Origin of the sequence: Sulfolobus sp. B1, assembly GCF_007050195.1 — an archaeon.
In the GTDB taxonomy this organism is placed as follows: domain Archaea; phylum Thermoproteota; class Thermoprotei_A; order Sulfolobales; family Sulfolobaceae; genus Saccharolobus.
In genome coordinates, this window is record NZ_QIMI01000001.1 from 1 (window position 1) to 18,565 (window position 18,565).

15 protein-coding genes are annotated in these 18,565 nt (G+C 35.3%); 7 read left to right on the top strand and 8 right to left on the bottom strand.

Annotation, left to right across the window (positions count from 1 at the left end):
• The 3 genes from DMP16_RS00005 to DMP16_RS00015 form a co-directional block, all read left to right on the top strand.
• Positions 1-1,132: HEAT repeat domain-containing protein (locus tag DMP16_RS00005; RefSeq protein ID WP_185957789.1), on the top strand; the 1,132-nt coding region annotated here is incomplete at its 5' end.
• A 111-nt stretch (positions 1,133-1,243) separates the two neighbouring features.
• Complete coding sequence (locus DMP16_RS00010) at positions 1,244-2,521, top strand: hypothetical protein (protein WP_143576785.1); 1,278 nt, start codon at positions 1,244-1,246, stop codon at positions 2,519-2,521.
• Positions 2,522-3,256: 735 nt separating this feature from the next.
• Positions 3,257-4,525 (top strand): MFS transporter, encoded by a 1,269-nt coding sequence (locus tag DMP16_RS00015; RefSeq protein WP_069284312.1) that lies wholly within the window; start codon positions 3,257-3,259, stop codon positions 4,523-4,525.
• Between the two features lie 674 nt (positions 4,526-5,199).
• On the opposite strand, the gene DMP16_RS00020 is transcribed toward DMP16_RS00015, so the two are convergent.
• The 3 genes from DMP16_RS00020 to DMP16_RS00030 form a co-directional block, all read right to left on the bottom strand.
• Positions 5,200-6,723, bottom strand: a complete 1,524-nt coding sequence (locus DMP16_RS00020) for a long-chain fatty acid--CoA ligase (protein ID WP_069284313.1) — start codon at positions 6,721-6,723, stop codon at positions 5,200-5,202.
• A 189-nt stretch (positions 6,724-6,912) separates the two neighbouring features.
• A complete protein-coding gene (locus DMP16_RS00025) occupies positions 6,913-7,263 on the bottom strand; it encodes a type II toxin-antitoxin system VapC family toxin (protein ID WP_069284314.1) in 351 nt (116 codons plus the stop codon).
• Positions 7,260-7,487 (bottom strand): antitoxin VapB family protein, encoded by a 228-nt coding sequence (locus DMP16_RS00030; RefSeq protein WP_069284315.1) that lies wholly within the window; start codon positions 7,485-7,487, stop codon positions 7,260-7,262. The genes DMP16_RS00025 and DMP16_RS00030 overlap by 4 nt, the downstream gene beginning before the upstream one ends.
• A 364-nt stretch (positions 7,488-7,851) precedes the next feature.
• Here DMP16_RS00030 and DMP16_RS00035 point away from each other — a divergent pair, with 364 nt between their 5' ends.
• Positions 7,852-9,975: an MMPL family transporter gene (locus DMP16_RS00035; RefSeq protein WP_255446745.1), complete on the top strand. Its 2,124-nt coding sequence runs from the start codon at positions 7,852-7,854 to the stop codon at positions 9,973-9,975.
• Positions 9,976-10,085: 110 nt separating this feature from the next.
• On the opposite strand, the gene DMP16_RS00040 is transcribed toward DMP16_RS00035, so the two are convergent.
• A complete protein-coding gene (locus tag DMP16_RS00040; RefSeq protein WP_069284317.1) occupies positions 10,086-10,874 on the bottom strand; it encodes a winged helix-turn-helix transcriptional regulator in 789 nt (262 codons plus the stop codon).
• A gap of 122 nt (positions 10,875-10,996) precedes the next feature.
• On the opposite strand from DMP16_RS00040, the gene DMP16_RS00045 reads away from it, so the two are divergent.
• The 3 genes from DMP16_RS00045 (at position 10,997) to DMP16_RS00055 (ending at position 14,548) form a co-directional block, all read left to right on the top strand.
• A complete protein-coding gene (locus DMP16_RS00045) occupies positions 10,997-12,145 on the top strand; it encodes an MFS transporter (protein ID WP_069284318.1) in 1,149 nt (382 codons plus the stop codon).
• Between the two features lie 83 nt (positions 12,146-12,228).
• Positions 12,229-13,227, top strand: a complete 999-nt coding sequence (locus DMP16_RS00050; RefSeq protein ID WP_143576787.1) for an alcohol dehydrogenase catalytic domain-containing protein — start codon at positions 12,229-12,231, stop codon at positions 13,225-13,227.
• Between the two features lie 55 nt (positions 13,228-13,282).
• A complete protein-coding gene (locus DMP16_RS00055; RefSeq protein ID WP_069284320.1) occupies positions 13,283-14,548 on the top strand; it encodes an MFS transporter in 1,266 nt (421 codons plus the stop codon).
• A gap of 178 nt (positions 14,549-14,726) precedes the next feature.
• On the opposite strand, the gene DMP16_RS00060 is transcribed toward DMP16_RS00055, so the two are convergent.
• From DMP16_RS00060 to DMP16_RS00075, 4 genes are read right to left on the bottom strand one after another with little or no spacing between them, the layout of a single operon-like run.
• Positions 14,727-15,656, bottom strand: a complete 930-nt coding sequence (locus DMP16_RS00060) for an ABC transporter ATP-binding protein (RefSeq protein WP_069284321.1) — start codon at positions 15,654-15,656, stop codon at positions 14,727-14,729.
• The gene (locus tag DMP16_RS00065) at positions 15,631-16,644 is read right to left on the bottom strand and encodes an ABC transporter ATP-binding protein (RefSeq protein ID WP_069284322.1); all 1,014 of its coding nucleotides are present in this window, start codon (positions 16,642-16,644) and stop codon (positions 15,631-15,633) included. The genes DMP16_RS00060 and DMP16_RS00065 overlap by 26 nt, the downstream gene beginning before the upstream one ends.
• On the bottom strand, positions 16,637-17,509 hold the full coding sequence (locus DMP16_RS00070) for an ABC transporter permease (RefSeq protein WP_069284323.1): 873 nt from the start codon (positions 17,507-17,509) through the stop codon (positions 16,637-16,639). Before DMP16_RS00070 ends, DMP16_RS00065 begins: the two co-directional genes overlap by 8 nt.
• Positions 17,506-18,564, bottom strand: a complete 1,059-nt coding sequence (locus DMP16_RS00075; RefSeq protein WP_069284324.1) for an ABC transporter permease — start codon at positions 18,562-18,564, stop codon at positions 17,506-17,508. Before DMP16_RS00075 ends, DMP16_RS00070 begins: the two co-directional genes overlap by 4 nt.
• Position 18,565 lies beyond the last annotated feature (1 nt).

Genomic DNA, 18,565 nt, shown 5'->3' on the forward strand with positions numbered 1-18,565 from the left:
CACCCTAAGAAGCTACCTAGGTGACAGCAAGTTTAAACTGGGGATAAAGAACTATTTAGAAAAATACAAGTTCTCCTCAGTGGATACTGAGGACTTCAGAAAGGCAATGGAAGAGGTGGCAAATGAGGACTTAACGTGGTTCTTTGACCAGTACGTTTATACTGCAGGTCATCCAATAGTTAACGTTCATTATGACGGTAAGAGGATCAAGATAGAACAAACTGGCGATATAAAGTACGACATGTTTCTAGAGGTTAGGGTTATGAAGAGGGATGGAAGTGAAAAAATTTTAACGATAGAAGGAGAGGGAGAAGTTGAGGAAGAGGGTGAATACGTATGCCTAGACCCCAAGTTTAAGTGGTTTAAAGTAACAAATGATATGCAGGGTGAGGAGATGCTGATAAAGGAGAGTAGGGACAAGGATATAATGTGTAAAATAAATGCGATAAACGGTTTGACTAGGTTTACAAGCGTCAAGGCATTATCAGCATTAGGTGAGTTACTAAAGGATGAGTTTTGGGGAGTTAAGTATGAGTCAGCCATGGCTTTAGGTAAGATTGGTAATGAAGAAGCTTTAAAATACTTAACTTCAATAAGGGTAGAACCATCAAAGGCTAGAAGAGGAGTAGTTAAAGCGTTAGGTGAGTTTAAGTATAGTCAAGAGAGTGGAGAGTTCTTAGCTAACCTTCTCAAGGACGAGAAGAGTTATTACGTTAAAGCTGATGCAATAATCTCTCTTGGAAAGATTGGTTTGACTCGATTTAAAGAATTAATTAAGTCTTACTTTGAGGAGCCAAGTCATAATCATGTTATATCCTCAGCTGTCATTGAGTCACTATCGTACTTTGCTGACGATGACTCCTTTAACTTTGTCTTAGAGAAGGGTATAAGGAGTGAGGTAGCAACAATTAGGGCTACTGCAGTTAAGCATTTATGGAGGTTTAAGGATCCTAGGGTTAGGGAGATATTGAGGGTTATGATAAAGGATGAGAGCTCAGAAGTTAGATCGGCTGTGGTAAACTCTCTCAGCGAATTAAAAGAGAAGGACTTACTTATCCAGATAGCGAATAATGAGGATGAGGACGGGAGGATTAGAGCTGCAGCCTTAAGAGCTATTGAGAGTGAAAAATGAACAGTTTAAACGAAAGTCTTATTTTTTGTTAAATATGTAGAATGTTACAGAAAGCTAAAAGTGAAATTAACTTGTCAGAAAATATTTATTCTTTTGATATCTATAGCGAGTATGAATAAAGTATTGATAACTTCATGGGGAAATCCATCTTCATGGAGAGAAGTAACTTATGAGAAGGTAAACAAGAGAGTAAAGGGCTTAACACCTTTAAAACTTCTAAGCGAGGAGGTAGAAAAAGTTTACATTCTAGTCCAAGACTCAGTACTGTTTACGGCTAAGAAGGAGAAGAGGATAATAAATCAATACGCAATAGAGTGTGGAGAAAAGGTAAACGCTTATTTAGACCTTCAAGATTACGGAGCTATTTGGCTAAAAGATGAGGTAAACTCTTATGCTGAGTTAGTCAAGAAGGTGAGAGATTATATATCATGTATAGCTAAAAAGGATGGGATAAACGCTGAGGTATTTGTCTTACCATCTAGTACTAGTATTAGTGTGAAGTCAGATCTTCCGATTACGAAGTTCGAGTCCATCTCAGATCTCTCCTTAATGTATATAGCAGGAATAATTAGCCTTTATGATAGACTAAAGGAAGAACCTCCAGAGGAAGGTATAATAGTGGATAATACGTTAAGCGAACCACATTTAGCTACATTAACCTCTACAGTGAGTAGGGATTTGGCATCAATAATCTCTGTCATAAGTGAGAAGCCGATAAAGGTAGACTTTTACAGCTATGTTCCAGCTAGCTTAGATAAATACATATTGACTAATCCCTTCACAGAGGAGATGCCTAGAATTCGGCAAGTTAATGTGACCGATACTGCTCTAAAGATAGCGTATAACACATTGAAGTTGAGCTCTCCTCTTGCATTAGTTTACTCCTTATTCGAATATAGAGGTAGAGAGGTTAAAGGATTGGACGTCAAGATAAAGTATGAGGAGAGAAAGTTGAGGATTGAATATAAATGCGAAAACGATGCTGACAGTGTTTATCTATCAATTCTGTTAAGTGCAATATACCAGCTTTGCGTAAGTTCTTCCTGTGAAATACCGGTAAGGTTTAGCTTTCTGAAGAAGCTTAATGATAAAGTGTACAAGTCTTTCTCTGATACGTCTTATAAGATAATAGATCAAGAACTGGGAATACTTTATGATAAGGTTAAGGAGAAAATTAGAGAGCTAAGAGAAGAGATTATGTTAGATGAACTTTATGGTAATCAACGAGTAGCTAAAGACATTTATGATAAAAGGGGTGAAGCTGCCTTACATGCAGGTCTTCTAAGAGATGAGGTAAAGATTAAGGTAGAAGTGGAGAACGGTGAAGTTAAAGAAATATACTTGTCCTATAAGGATTGGCAAAAAGTTAAAGAGGTTTTCTCTTATTAAAGCTACTTATCACGGGCTCGTAGTTACCTCCGATTCTCTTTAGTTCATGAATCCGCTTTGAAAGGCAATCAACTGTGCTAACAGTAAAGCTTATATCATTATACATGAAAAATCTCAATTACGCATTAGGCTTTCTTAAATTCCAAATCCTCACGTCTACATTTACGAATTAATGAAAGCCTCGCCATTCATAGCGGGGATAACAAAGTATATGAACTCTTTTCCCTATCTCCTCGTCTATGAGTAGGGGAGCTAAGAAGGCTGGGTTAGGATTCGAGGCACACTAAGCTTACTGATTTCCCCCCTAATCATCCTTATTCAAAGAAAAGGATTAAGATATGTGCTTAGTTAGTTAAAGGGAAAGTAAGCTTGACAAGAACTTAATTAAGGAGGTTCATAAGGTTATTTATGAAGTTTTAAAAGAGAGTTATAACCTTCACCCTAGGCTCAAGATTGTTACAGAAACGCTATAGCAATATACAAGGGTTGGCTTAAGAACCCTAAGCGTGGTAAGTATCCTAGAATACGTAGAGTGTCTATTTGGTTTAACTCCTAATATTTCATACAAGTTAGGGAATTTTAAATAATTCAGTCATTATTATCCAGAGAGAGTCACGAGATGTGATGAAGACATTAGTAATGTTGTTTTGATTAATTTGCAGAATAAAAAATAAATACTGATGTTCTTATAATTTCCTAGAATAATTTATTAAGCATAATTGTGTACTAACAAATATGAAATCCTTAATAGAAATGTCAAGACCTAAAAGGTTAGTTAGACTACTTCCAGTACTTTTATTTTTATATCTTGTAAACTTCCTCGACAGAGTAAACATCTCATATGCGATAGATGCAGGGATGTTCCAGTATTTAGGGGTTCCAGCAAAACAGGTAGGAGTAATAGCGTCTCTAGCCTCATCACTATTCTTCGTAGGATACTTCATACCTCAAATATTCTCAAATTTGGGTGTTAATAAATATGGTGTGAGGAGGATTTTCGCAATTGCTTTTACCGCTTGGGGGATAATAACTATCTTAACTGGTTTCGTAACCAGTGTACCACAAGTTGAAGTGTTGAGGTTCTTATTGGGTATCGCTGAGGGTCCATTCTATGCTGGTGTTATGTTCTACTTGAGTTTATGGTTTTTGAAGCCGGAAAGAGCATTTGCGAATAGTATATTTAATGCAGCTATTCCGATTTCTGGAATAATCGGTGGTTTAGTAGCGGGTTCAATATTTGCAGTATATGGAGATTACCCAGGTTGGAGGTACTTGTTCTGGTATGAGGGAATTTTAGCATTAATAGGTGCATTAATAGCCTATCTTTTGTTGACAGACTTTCCTAAAGATGCTAAATGGTTAAGTAAAGATGAAAAAGAAGCATTAGATCAAGCTATGAAGGAAGAATCAGTAAGTAAGATTAAAGTTAAGTGGACCAAAGCCTTAGCGTCTAGAGACGTAATATTACTAGCAATAGTTTATTTCTTAGGCGTTACGAGCTTGTATGGCTATTCTATATGGCTTCCTACAATAATAAGTAATATAGCAAAAGTTAATGCTAGTATAGCCAGCTTCTTATCGATAATACCATATATAATAGCGTCAATATCCTTAGTCTTCATTGCAAGATATTCAGATAGACATCAAAATCACAAATTCATAACTTTTGCAGTATTTTTGATAGCTGGGATAGGACTAGCGTTAAGTGCCCTTAGTGCCAGCATTGTAGTATTATCTTTCATATTATTTGCCATTGCTGCAATAGGCATTTATAGCTTCCTTTCTCCTTTCTGGGCTGTACCACAGAAGGCATTGGAAAGAGAAGGTGCAGCAGCGTCTATTGGTTTAATAAATGCTATAGGAAATTTAGGTGGAATAGTAGGACCAATAGTAGTAGGATTTCTGAAAACATTTACGGGCTCCTTCTTGCCGGGAATATATGCCATGGCATTATTCGCATTCCTCGCAGGAATAGTAATGTTACTAGTGAGGGAAAGAGGTTAAAATTGTATAATAAATTTTTTAACAAAATGAGGAAAAACCTTTAAGAAGAGGAGATGAGTTTGTAATATATTCTAAGTAGCTATTAAAGATATACTTGAGTACCTTTTTAGATCAGCTTCTTTTATTTGAAGAACTGTCCCCCCTCTCGTAGTTGATAAAATAACGGCAAGCCCTTAAAGGCAAAGAGGAGGTCAGTCCACAGTTTTCCAGTTATGTCAGCTCACCGATTTGATAGCGATTTGGGAATAGTCTAACTTGTAGTGACGCTATGGTATTGCAGGAGTAATGATCGGCTCCTCATCTTTATGAAGTTGACCAGAAGGGAGTTTTATGAGAGAAAGAGTTTAAAAACCTTACCCTGCCTTAAAAGGTTTGCCGTTCTTTTATCAACTCAGTTAAAATTTTTCATCTAATCTAACATACTGTATTTCTTATAAATAATATACTCGGCAAGTAGATAGAAAACTCAATTCATGAATTCCTCATGGTCCTTATCTTTATTTGTGAATAATAATTTCACTTTTTTGAATATTACTAAAGTATTTTGTCTTAAATATGATCTATTATTGAAATTTAATCATCTATTATTAATAAACTTCCTTAAGGTAAGTTAAACTTGGATATTTTAGCTTATTATTGTATACGCACTTTTTCATGAGAAAAAAGCGTAACTATCATTTCATTAATAACTTCTTTATTTCTTCTCTCACTACTTTTTTATCCAATTTCCCCGTACTAGTCTTAGGTATTGAATCAACGAATATTATTTTGTCTGGCAATTGCCACTTAGCGAACTTATTCAGAGACTTCAAATACTCAATGATTTCCTCAGCAGTAACGTTAACACCAGATTTTTTAACTACTAAGGCTACTGGTCTCTCTCCCCACCTCTCATCTGGTATCCCAACTACTACAGCCTCTAAAACCTTGTCATAAGACATTATCGCGTTCTCTAAGTCTACAGAGCTTATCCATTCACCACCACTCTTTATTAAATCCTTTAACCTATCAACAACCTTGATACTACCGTCTTTGTTTATTTTAGCCACGTCACCAGTCCTAAACCACTCATTGTTATGTAAGACATTCGCATCAGTATTAGAATACCTCTTCGTAACGAAGGCTCCTTTAACTACTAATTCTCCTACAGATTTACCATCCCAAGGCAATTCCTTGCCATCAGGGCTTATTAAGCTTATCTCAAATGCTGGTATGGGAATACCTTGTTCCACTAATTTATTTACGTCATCGCTCCTATTTACGGTCGCAATAGCCTCAGTCTCCGTCATACCCCACGCGTGAACTGTTTTAACGTTAAACTTCTCTTTGAGATTCTTGATTAAGCCTAGAGGTGGTTCGGCTCCTCCAGTTACGACAACTTTTAAGGGGGATAGGTTAATATTCTCTCTTTCTGCGTAGTTCACGACATCAATCCAAACAGTAGGAGCTCCAACACCTATCGTTACATTAAAGCTTTTAATCAGATTTACTATATCCTCTGCCTTAGGTCTTGGTCCGGGCAAGACTAGTCTTGCTCCAGTCATCAGTGAGGCAAATGGTATATCCCATGCTGAGATGTGAAACATGGGAACTATAGGCATTACAGTATCACTTGAGGATATTCCCACTACATCCTTAGCTAGTAAGGACAAAGAGTGTATGAAGACACTTCTGTGACTATAAATTACTCCTTTTGGCTTACCAGTAGTTCCTGAAGTAAAACACGCTATAGCACCTTGCCTTTCATCTACGTCTGGGAAACTATCTAATGGTTCTTGAGAATCCACCTCTTCATCATATTTTTCATCAAAAATAAAAGTGGGTAAGTCCCCTTTATAATCTATATCCTTATCCATGAAAACAGCTTTGTCTCTCATCTCCTTTATCACATAATCCATTTCACTTGTGTGAAACCTAACGTTGACAGTGTGTAAAACTCCATTTAGCATAGGAACTGCAAAATAAACTTCAAGATGCCTGTGAGTATTCCAAGCAATAGATGCAACGCTCTCTTTTTCCAATCCCTTCTCTTTGAGTAATCTCGCTAATTTTTTAACTCTCAATGCGAAATCTGCATAAGTATATTTCTTTACTCCTTCATGAGTCCTTGATATTATCTCTTGACTGTAGAAAAGTTTCTCAGCTCTCCAAAATATTGATTTGATATTTAAATTATAATCCATTATTGTAGAGTCCATGATTATAAGTAGTTTACAAAACTAATAAACCTTACTCACAAAAGGAAAGTTGTTCACTTTTATTAAATACAAACTAACTATTGTAATAGCTATTATTCCCATCTTAACCTTTAGAAAAAAATTAGATAAAGTAAGTTCAATGTTTCTTTGTTCTTGCTTTTATTATGAGTAATTCTTATATGATTGTAATTAAATAATTTCAACATCTACGTAATTCCTTACCTTAAGGAAGTCCTTATCTTTCGTAATTAGTTTTTGATTGTAAGCCTTAGCAGTAGAGGCTATGATTAGATCTAGATCAGACATTATCTCTCCCTTCTTCTTCAACTCATAATAAAGTTTAGAGTACTCTATTGCTACCCTTTCATCAATAGGGTATATTAAATAAATCTCCTTTAACTTCTCAAAAGTTTTCTTTCTCTTCTCGTCATCTATAACCCTTCCAATTTCCATCATAGAAATAATGGATAATGAATCACCAATAGCCTCTAATCTTCCTTTTAATATCTCGACAATGACTGAAGTGTCTATGAGAGTCATAACTTAAATTCCTCATGCATCTCTTCATGGCTCTTTTCTATTTCCTTGATATCATCCTCAGTCAAGATTTTCATTAATTCCCTTAGTCCCTCTTCTCTTTTCTTTCTCTTATACTCATTAACCAAGATTAATAAAAACTCGTCCCAGTTCATGTCACCCTTTTCTCTCTCTAAGATTTCTTTTACACTATCAGAAACAGATATTGTAGTTATCCTTCCAACCATAATTAATAATTAATAATTAAACATTTAACGTTTTCTCTTAAACGTTTACATCAACTTGCTGATGAATTGGATTTTAATAAATTATTGCATTTTATAGTTTACACCTTTACGACGGCATCATATCCACACATACTCTTTTTTGGATAAAAATTTTTTAAGCATGAGAGAGGAAATTTTTGATATTTTTCCCTTTCTATTATACTTGGCGTAAAATTTTTCATATATATAAATCTTTCTTAGATTCACACTAAGACAGTGTTTAATGTGTGTCCACATAGCAATCATTATGTCATTAAATTTCCTATTAAATCGGAAATGGATCGTTTTATGGGTAGTATTAATCTTATTAATGATACCAGCTGTAATGAATTACAGTCACTATATCACTTACTCTAATGAACAAAATGTACCTGCAAATAGTGAGTCAGCAATAGTCACAAACATCCTGAATGGAACGTCATACAATAATGACACATTAATAGTGGTCGTTCAAGAAAATCCTTTCTCACCATATGTAAGCAATGCCACCCTATCCTTCCAAGACTCTTTACTTAAAGCCAATATACCTTATTTATCAGAAGTTCAATCTCCCTTCAGTGAATATATTTCCTTTCTTAATGATATATTATCTAATGTTTTTCATAACACAACAGAATCTCATCTATATTCAATTCAGTATATAGAAGAAAATGGGCTTAAAGGTGCTCCTAATTTCATTACGTCAAGATATGTAAGTACTGATAATACTACTTTTTTGATATTTATCATATTCAATAAATCTTCAGGATATGTACTTCCAAATGGGAACACTCCATCCCAAGAGGCATATCCTTATGTAAAAACTATAATGCAAAAATTCTTTGGAAATAATGCTACCTTAACCGGTGAAGGGGCAATAGCTTATGAGACTCAGCAAATTAGCTCCAAGAACGCGTTTGCCTTCGGGCTCGTTTTCATAATTTTAGCCATAGCAGTAGGGATAACATTGAGGTCTTATAAAGCGTCATTAGTCTCTCTATTATTCATATCTATAACTACTCTAATTGGTTACGTGGCTATATTCCTAGTAGGTAGTCTAGTAGTGAAAGTAAATTATGTAGTAAATTATACGCTGACGGCAGTATTAGTAGGAGTTACGACGGATTATGTCGTATTCATTATGGCAAGATTTAGGCAAGAGTTAAGAGAGGGTAAGGAGGATAAGAAAGCTTTAGAGATAGCGATTAGTAAAGGAGGTAGAGCTGTATTAGTAAGTGGGCTAACTGTGGGAATAAGTCTATTAGCATTTTCCTTAATACCTAATTTCTTAAGCTGGGGATTGGTCTTATTCTCAGCTGTAGTGATATCAACTATATTAATACTTACTCTATTACCATCAATCCTTTCGGTGACTGGCAAAAAAGTGTTCTCCATCAAGGGGCTGAGTAATATAAGTAGTCAAAAATTAGAACGTTCAATATTTTACCGTGTTAGCAATGTATCGGTAAGGAGAAAATACGTTATTGCTACAATAATCATAGCCTTAGCAATACCATCAATTATATTATTCTTGAATGTTCCAACTACTTATGATTTTAACGCTGGGTTACCAAATAGCCTTCCCTCTGTTAAGGCTTTGAATCTTATAGAGAGTAAGTTTGGGGCTAATGAACTTTATCCAATAGTCATTTTAATGAAGATAAACGAAAGTGTTACAAATACGCAGATTATAAATACTGCTAAAGAGATACTCTCAACTCCCGGAATAACAAACGTATACGGACCATATGTTAATGGTAGGAACATAACTAATAACACTAACGTTTCAGCATTCACTATTAACGATAAGTATATCTTGTTTATAGCTTATACCTCTTACAATCCTTTTTCTGCAAACGCTATAAGGACAGTTAACATTCTTAAGCAAGATCACAGTCTACTAGTTGGAGGTTTAACTTCAGCGGTAATAGATCAAAGGACTGTAGCTTCTCACAATTTCGGAGAATTGGAAATATTGATCACATTGTTTGTCGCACTAATTATAGGAGTTTCATTTAGGTCTTGGAAGTTTCCATTAATTTCAATTTCTGGTGTCATAATAAGTATAACCTGGACTACAAGTTTACTTTACGCAATATCTACCTTCATACTTCATGAACCCATAATTTATCTCATACCGGTAATATTGTTTGTTATACTAATGAGTTTAGGGAACGATTACACTGTTTTCATAATATCCAGAGTAATTGAAGAGGTCAATCAGTATGGACAGGAAAAAGGAATACAGTTAGCTATAGCGAGGACGGGGATAGTGGTTACCTCACTTGGACTTATATTAGCTGGCTCTTTAGGAGCTTTAGCATTAATTCCAGTAGGATTTTTGGAGCAGTTAGGTATCGCCTTCATATTATCCCTAGTTATCGACACATTTATAATAAGGACAATATATTTCCCAGCCATGTTAGCAATTTTAGGAGTTGAAAAGGGAATTAAAGGATTGAACAATTGACGTCTACAATTTTGAGATAAAAAAGTAATCATCTAAATAATTGATTTGCCTAATCAATAACTGAGTTTAAAGTTATTTTTTCCATAAAATTTTTTAAAAGAGTTTAATAGCTACTCCAACTCTAGATTCCTAGTATCTGTTCTTATCTCATAATTATATACTAACATAACTTGGGCTTGAGGATCTACTCCCCTAACCTTATCAACTATCTCTTTAGCATTCCTTATTGATCCCACGAAACTTACGTCAACTCCACCTAATACTCCACTTATAGTAATAATTGAAAACCTATTCGTGATGTTCCTTATTTCATCCACTTTCTTAGTGAATACTCCTAGGAGAAGAGAATCCGCCTTTATGAGATCCACCTCTGGAATAATAGTCACCCCTTTAAGTTCGCTCATTAACCTCTTAACTTTAGAGACCTTAAGGTTCAAGGCATGAGCTATTTCACCCATTTCAGCTCTAGGGTTTTCAACCAACGTTCTTAAAAGAAGCAAATGTAATTTCTTTGGTTTTAAAGGACTCTGAGGAGGTAAATACTCCATTATCGGATTCCCTACCTCAGCCTCAATCCCTCTCACCGTTTCCCTTATTTCGTTTATGCTATTACCTAAAAACCCATATACGTTGAAGTTCTCTAGACAATTAAACTTGACGAAAATTTTATCAGAGTGAGCTTCCCTCAAGTTAGGGAAAGCATAATACGCGAAGTATTTATTAATTAGATTAGGATTTATGAAAACCTTAAAATCCCTTATTATTCCTTCATCTATAAGTCTTTTAAACCGAGCATTAAGCGATGGAGGAGCTAAATTGACTATCTTTGCTAATTTGTTTTGAGAAACCCTACCATTCTTTAGTAGGTTAAAGATTATTTCTCTATCAGTCTCATCCACGCTATAAAATCTGATTCTCAGCTTAAAAACAGTTGGCTTAATAGCATGAGATAAGCTAACTTACGTTTTCTATTAGGTTAAAACTAAAACAGTCTTAAATTCGTTAAGAAATAGCTACTCCTATGGCTGAAGGAAGAACGCTAATCACTCTAGCTCTTACAGCTTTTTTAGACTCGGTTGGTTTTGGTATTATAATCCCAATCCTTCCTTACTATTCGTTGAAATTAGGGGCAACACCAATTGAGTTTAGCTTACTTACAGTTGCCTATTCTATTGGTCAATTAATCTTCTCACCATATATAAGTAGATTATCCGATATAAGAGGCAAGAAAACCGTACTTTTATTAGGAATAAGCTCAGAAGTAGTAGGGTATTTAATAATAGGTCTTTCCCCGTTTTTCTACCTATTACTCTTAGCCAGATTCATAACAGGCTCTTTAACGAGTAATTTACCCGTAATACTTTCATATGTAACTAGCATGGATGAGGAACGAATGAAATCTCGTAATATAGGAATAATATCCGGCTCATTTGGTGTGGGATTTGTTGCTGGTCCGATCATGGGCGGTGCTTTATCCCCTTTAGGATATAGGAATACGTTCATTATAGTGTCGATTTTAAGCTTAATTAACTTACTATCAGTTTTATTAACTTTAAAGGATGAAAATACTGGAGTTATCATCAAGCAAAGCTCTTTAAAGGATATTCTCAAAATGTCGAGTTCTTTCTTCATTTTAATACTTACGGTTACCTTGAGTTTCGCAATTCTTCAAGGTACTTTAGCCTTCTACGGAAAGTATTTTTACGAGTGGGGTCCTCAACAAATAGGACTAATATTAGGAATAGTAGGAACAGTTCAGGCTATTGTACAATTCCTTTTAGTCTATAGATTAATAGGAATAGTAGGGGAGAAGGTTTCAACAGTGATTGGTCTATTAGTGTCCCTTTTCGCTTACGCTCTTCTCTTATTTCCAATCAATCAAAACTTAACATATATATCATTAGTTACAATAGCAATAGGAAATGGAATAGTCCAGAACTCGATTTTGACGTTACTTAGTAAGAGCATATCATCTGGAAATAGGGGAGGTGCCTTTGGATTCACTCAATCATCGACAGCATTAGGTAGCCTAATAGGTTTCCCTCTAGGGAATTTCATGTTCCAATTCGTCTCGGCAAGCTCAGAGTATGTTTTAAGTTCTGTCTTGATCCTAATCTCACTTTCCTACTTTTATAGGACCTATATGAGAGGAATATCTTCTTCGAGATAGACTTTTAAGATAGAATTCAAAGGGCGTTAAAAAGTTAAGATGATATAAATAGCGTTATATTTGTCTTATCATTTCTCTTCTTTATGACGTGGAAAATAATATTTGACGGAAAAGGTTTTAAGAAAGTTGAGATGCAAGATGAGACTTTAAAGGAGGGACATATCAAAATAAAACCCATCTTCTATTCCGTTTGCGGAACTGATAAGTCAATTCTATTAGGCAAATATAAGTTAGAGAAGCCTATTGCTCTAGGTCATGAGATAGCCGGAATTGTAATGGAGGGAAATGGTATTGACATAGCTGGAAATGAGTTAAAAGTTGGAGACTATGTGGCACTTTATCCAAATTATTTTTGTGAAAAATGTATTGACTGCTTAAACAGGAACTTTAATGCGTGTAGGAACAAGGTGATGATAGGAGTTAGAACTGATGGGGGACTCTCGGAGTATATGATGGTTGATCCAAGATTTCTCCTAAAACTTCCAGAAGACCTACAGAAAATATTAGGCCCAATAATTGAGCCAGTTGCTGTAGGGATTCACGCTCTCAAGAAGTTCGAGGAAAAGGATAGAAGGTCAGTAATTATAGGCTTGGGTGGAACGGGTAGTCTAGCATATGAGACAGCTCGAATTTTAGGCTTTAATGATGTGGTAGCAGTGGAGAAGAATGAGAGGAAGTTAGAGTTAGCTAGGATGATAGGTATAAGGGCTTTTCCTTCCATAAGGGAAGCCTTAAGCAATAAGGCAATAAACGTTCTTGATACCGTAGGAGATAATAAGAGTATAGGAGAGATAGAGTCAGCCCTTGATCTCATCCCTTCTAAGTCTGAAATCGTCATAACTGGCTTAGGAAATGAAGTACTAAGCTTTCACAGAGATTCGTTAATAAGAAGAGAGCTGACGATTAAGGGTTCAATAATCTATAATCCTACAGACTTCATTGAGGCTAGTGAGATAGTTTACGCTAATCAGCAATATTATTTGAAGTATATTACTAAAGTAGTTAAACTTAGTGATCCAGATATTTTACCCTCTCTCTTATTAGATGAAAATAATTTGAAAATTATTATAATAATTCAGTAGCATTAAAAAATATTTTTGAGTAAAGCTTTTATTCTTGGTAAGATTTAGTAGATTTATGCCCTCTAACCATGTAAGATGGACAATAATCGCTCTGATGTTCGTTATAATAACAGTTGACTATGTAGATAGGGGGATAGTTCCATCAGCTGAACCAATATTGACTAAACTATTTTCCTTAAACCCTATAGAGATAGCATTAATAGGAAACGGATTTCTTTACGGCTATTTAATAATGAATCCAGTTGTTGGTTATCTATTAGATAGATATGGTCCTAGATCAGTCCTAAGCTCATTCGTGATGGGTTGGGGTGTGATTGAAATAATAACAGCTTTTGCCTTATCAGCTATTTACTTAATTATCGCTAGAGTCTTATTAGGAGTTGCTGAAGCTGTAGGATTTCCAGCTGTGACTAAAATAACAGCTAATTGGTTAACTAAGGGGGAGAAAGCTAGGGGAGGTACTATAGGTGATGCAGGAGTTAATGTGGGAGTAGTATTAGGTTCATTGGTGCTAATATGGTTTTTATTATTCTTTCCAAGTAATGTCGCATGGAGAGTAGCCTTAATCGTAGTTGGGATAATTTCCATTTTGCTAGGTATTGTATTGAGGTTTTTAGTACATGATACCCCTGACAAGCATCCTGGAATTAGTCAAGATGAGCTTAACTATATTAAAAATAATCAAGAGGTTATCTTACAGCAGAAGAAAGTGCCTATAATCTATTGGTTTAAGACTAGGGATTATTGGGCTTACATGATGGGATTAGGGGCTCAAGCTGGTATATTCTTTGGTCTATTTACGTGGTTACCGGAGTATTTATATTATGCAAAGGGTCTAACGTTAACCTTAACATTGTATTATACGGCATTAATTTGGGGATTTGGTTTCTTCGGGGAGATCACTGGTGGGTTCGTGATAGATTATCTTATAAAAAGGATTGGGGCTAATACTGCTTTAAAAATAGGTTTTGCTGTGAGTTCCATCTCAGTTACCTTAGGTCTATTGCTAGTCACTTTGTCTAATTCCGTCGTAGAGGCAATAACGATATTATGTGCGTCATTTTTCTTCTTGAGATGGTCTGGTATACAATGGGCTGCCCCTTCATTTATAGTTCCACCCGAGTATAGTGGTCAATGGGGAGGACACATTGGCTTATGGGAAACTCTGTGGGGAATAGTTATTCCAATAGTATTTGGATATATGCTGACAATTACTCATTCCTATAATCCCGGTATAGAAATGTTTGCAATCGTGGGTATCATATATTTCCTTGGAGCTTCAATACTGACGAGATATAAGAGATTAAACATATATTTTTAGGGTTAAAGTTACATTATTTTTTACTAACATTAAAATAATGGTATTGTAAAAAGAGTACTCCATGACTACACGACTTCTTCCAATTGATTTTCAACAATTTGATGATAAACGTTAAATAATTCGTCAGCATTTAAAAAAATCTAACACGATTAAATATGATAATTGAGGTAATTTATTATTAAGAATAGAGATGGCATGCGACGAAGTGATTAACTTTAATTTGCCTTAACTCTGGGTTAACCTCCTTACAAACCTGTTTTGCGAACTTACACCTATTAAAGTAGATACATCCTCTCGTAATTACTTTATTATTGCCCTCTACGTAATTATAGCCTTGTTTCAATTTCACTTTGAATTCACTTGAGGGAATAGATTCGAGTAGTTCCATAGTGTATGGATGCAGAGGATCCTTAATTACATCCTTAGTTTCACCCAATTCTACCAGTTTCCCTCCATATAAGACTGCTATCCTATTAGACATGTATTTAGCCACTTGAATGTTGTGAGTTATGAACAAATATGATAAATTCCTCTGTTCCTGCATGTCTAACAATAAATTCAAGATCTGAGCTTGTATTGAAACATCTAGATTGGATGTTGGCTCATCCAGTACTATGAACTCCGGATCTCCTATCATAGCCCTAGCTATTAATACCCTTTGTCTTTGACCACCTGAAAGTTCCTTAGGGTATCTATCCTTAATTGAGGGATCTAATCCCACTTGCTGTAAGACCTTATTAGCTTTCTCATCTAAATCATATTTCTCATTTAGTATGGGTTCTATAACTATATCTCTTATCTTTAACTTCGGATTCATGCTAGAATATGGGTCTTGAGGAACTAATTGCATGAACTTCCTAATCTTTCTGAGCTGTTTCTCGCTCCAATTGGTTATGTTAAGCCCCTTGAAGTGTATTTCCCCTTCAGTGATCTTTATTAATCTTAAGATAGATAATCCCAACGTTGTTTTTCCGCTTCCAGATTCTCCTATTACCCCTAATGTCTCTCCCTTATTTACGTGAATTGAAATACCATCTAAGGCTGTTTTCTTCTTGTTGTAAACTACTTTTAGATTTTTTACGTTAACTATAGAGGTGGCATCTGACATAATGTTCATCACCCAAGTATTTCTCCTTTGGAATTTGAGACTCACAAATCTTCATATTTGAACTACATCTAGGATAAAACGGACAACCGAGTGGTAAACTAAATATGTTAGGTGGGAAGCCGGGTATTGAGGATACTCTACCCTCACCTTTAAAGCTATTAGGTATTGAGGATAGTAATCCTTTGGTATATGGGTTAAGAGGATCTTTTATTATATCTTCACTTTTTCCATATTCTAGTATCATTCCACCGTACATCACCGCTATCTTATCACTTATTTGACTTATTAATGTCAGATCGTGGGTTATGAATATTATAGAAGTCTTATACTCCTCCTTTAACTCCATTAGCATTTTCAACACTACAGCTTGGTTAATTACGTCTAACGCTGTAGTAGGCTCATCTGCGATCAAGACCTTAGGTTTTAATAAATAAGCCATTGCAATCATTGTCCTTTGTCTCTCTCCACCTGACAACTGATGTGGATATTTGGACAAAATTTCATCAGGGTTTCTAAATCCTACTTTCTTTAATGATTCCTTTAACTCATCTATTTCCCTAACAATGTTCTTCTTACGATAACCGAAAAATAAGGTCGAATGTGAGAACTCATCTTTTCTAGGCTCGTTTCTGAGAATCTCACCTAGTTGATCCCTTATTTTCATTGTAGGATTTAAACTGGTCATCGGGTCTTGGAAGATTATGAAAATACCGTTTTTCCCTCTAAACTTGAAATAGTCCTCCTTTCTCACTTTAGTTAAATCAGTTCCCTCGAATATTATGTTCCCTTTCTCTATCTTAGCATTATTAGGCAACAATCCAATAATCGCATGTCCTAATGTACTTTTACCAGAACCACTTTCTCCGACGATTCCTATTATTTGATTCTTCTCTATCTCCAAATCCACTCCTCTAACAGCATATCCTCTTTTACCTCCCTTAGAATAGCTAATCCATAAATCCCTAATTATGAGTAATTTATTATCCATTGTTAATCTCACCTACATCTGAGGATAATACGTCCCTTAATCCATCCCCAGCTAAGGAATAACCAAGGGCCATTAAAGTTATTATTAATGCTGGAAATAAAGAGGACCACCAATTTTGTGGGAGCGATGATAAACCGTCATAGACCATTCTTCCTAACTCAGGTGTTGGTGGAGGAGCGCCGAGCCCAAAAAATGCGAGGATAGAATAACTTAGAATTATAGTACCTAGGTCTAGAGTTGAATAAACCAGTAGCGTTGAATATAGGTTTGGTAAAATGTGCTTTCTAACTATGTAATAATTCCCTAATCCTGCCACTTTGGCTAAGGTTATGTAACCCATCGATTTTATCTGAAGTACTTGGGACCTAGTTAGCCTAGCATAAACTGGCCAATTCACAATGGTTAGAGCTATAGCACTGAAATATAATCTTAGCGATAAGTGTGTCGTACCTAAAATCTCGCTTATTGCCAATGCTAATAATATCCCGGGGAAAGCTAAAAATATATCCGTAATTCTCATAAGTGCCTCATCAATTAGACCACCATAATATCCACTGATAATCCCTATCACTAGACCAATGATTAATGATGCAATTACTATGAGATATGGTATGAAGAAGTCTATAGGTAAGGCAGCTATAACTCTTGAAAATACGTCCCTTCCCTCTTGATCAGTTCCAAATATATGAGATGGTGATGGAGGTAAATTAGATTGATCGAAATTTATTTGATTCGGATTATAGGGAGTTATCAAGTGAATATCAGCCCATGATAATAACGTTAAAATGAAAAAGAATAATATTATAGCGGTGCCAATAAGCAAATTATTGTTTCTTCTGATTATCTTAAGCGACTGAAGACTCATATCGCATCCCTTATCCTAGGATCTAGAAATGCGTAGGAAATATCAGCAATTAGATTAGAAATTACAACTACTATTGTAATTATAACAGTACTAGCTATGAGGGTAGGAGAATCTAAATTTAGAAGGCTTTCAGCAACTAAATATCCTATTCCGTAGTAGTTAAATATCGTTTCAACTACTAGACTTCCTTGCATTAGTCCAGAAAAGATTATACTAATTATAGTAACAGATGGTAGTAATGAGTTCTTCAAAGCGTGTCTAAAAATTACGATCCTCTCTTTTAGACCTTTAGCTCTCGCCGTCTTCACGTATTCCATGTTTAAAACCTCAAGCATAGAGTTTCTAGTCAATCTAACTACACCTCCAAATCCTATTAACACTAGCGATAATGCCGGGAGTATTGCATGCTGTAATGACGATACAAAGGCTGGGATATCACCTACTAATAAGGAGTTTAGGATAGGCATATTGTCAATTAACCATATATAATATTTATGACCACCAATTGAAACGTAGAACTTAGGTTCGTGGACAGATAAAATAGGATTCATGTAATACGAAGGAGGGAATAGATGAACATAATATGCGAATGCTAAGAGTAAAGCTAACGCTATCATGAAAGGTGGAGCACTTCTTAAAATTGTATATATGATTCTTATAGCGTTATCGAGATATCCGTTAGCCCTAATCGCAGAGATTACTCCTAATGGGACTTCTATTAATATTTTCAGTATTAAGGCTATGATAGCTAGTTCTAAAGTTACGGGTAGATATTCCTCAATCAATGTAATCACTGGGGTTTGATACAATGGTGAAATCCCCCACTTCCCGGTAAAGAAGTTTAAAATATAGTAGTAAAGTTGAACGTACCAAGGTTGATTTAAGTGATAAAGCTCAGTAATTATCTGAATTTGAGCAGGAGACGCTTCTGGACCTGCCCAAACGGAAGCCGGATTAGGAGCTGCAACATTTGCTAAATAAAAAACAATAAGTAACTCTCCAAGTATCACAAAAAAAGCTTCAATAATTCTTTTTCCTATGAGCTTATAAAAAATC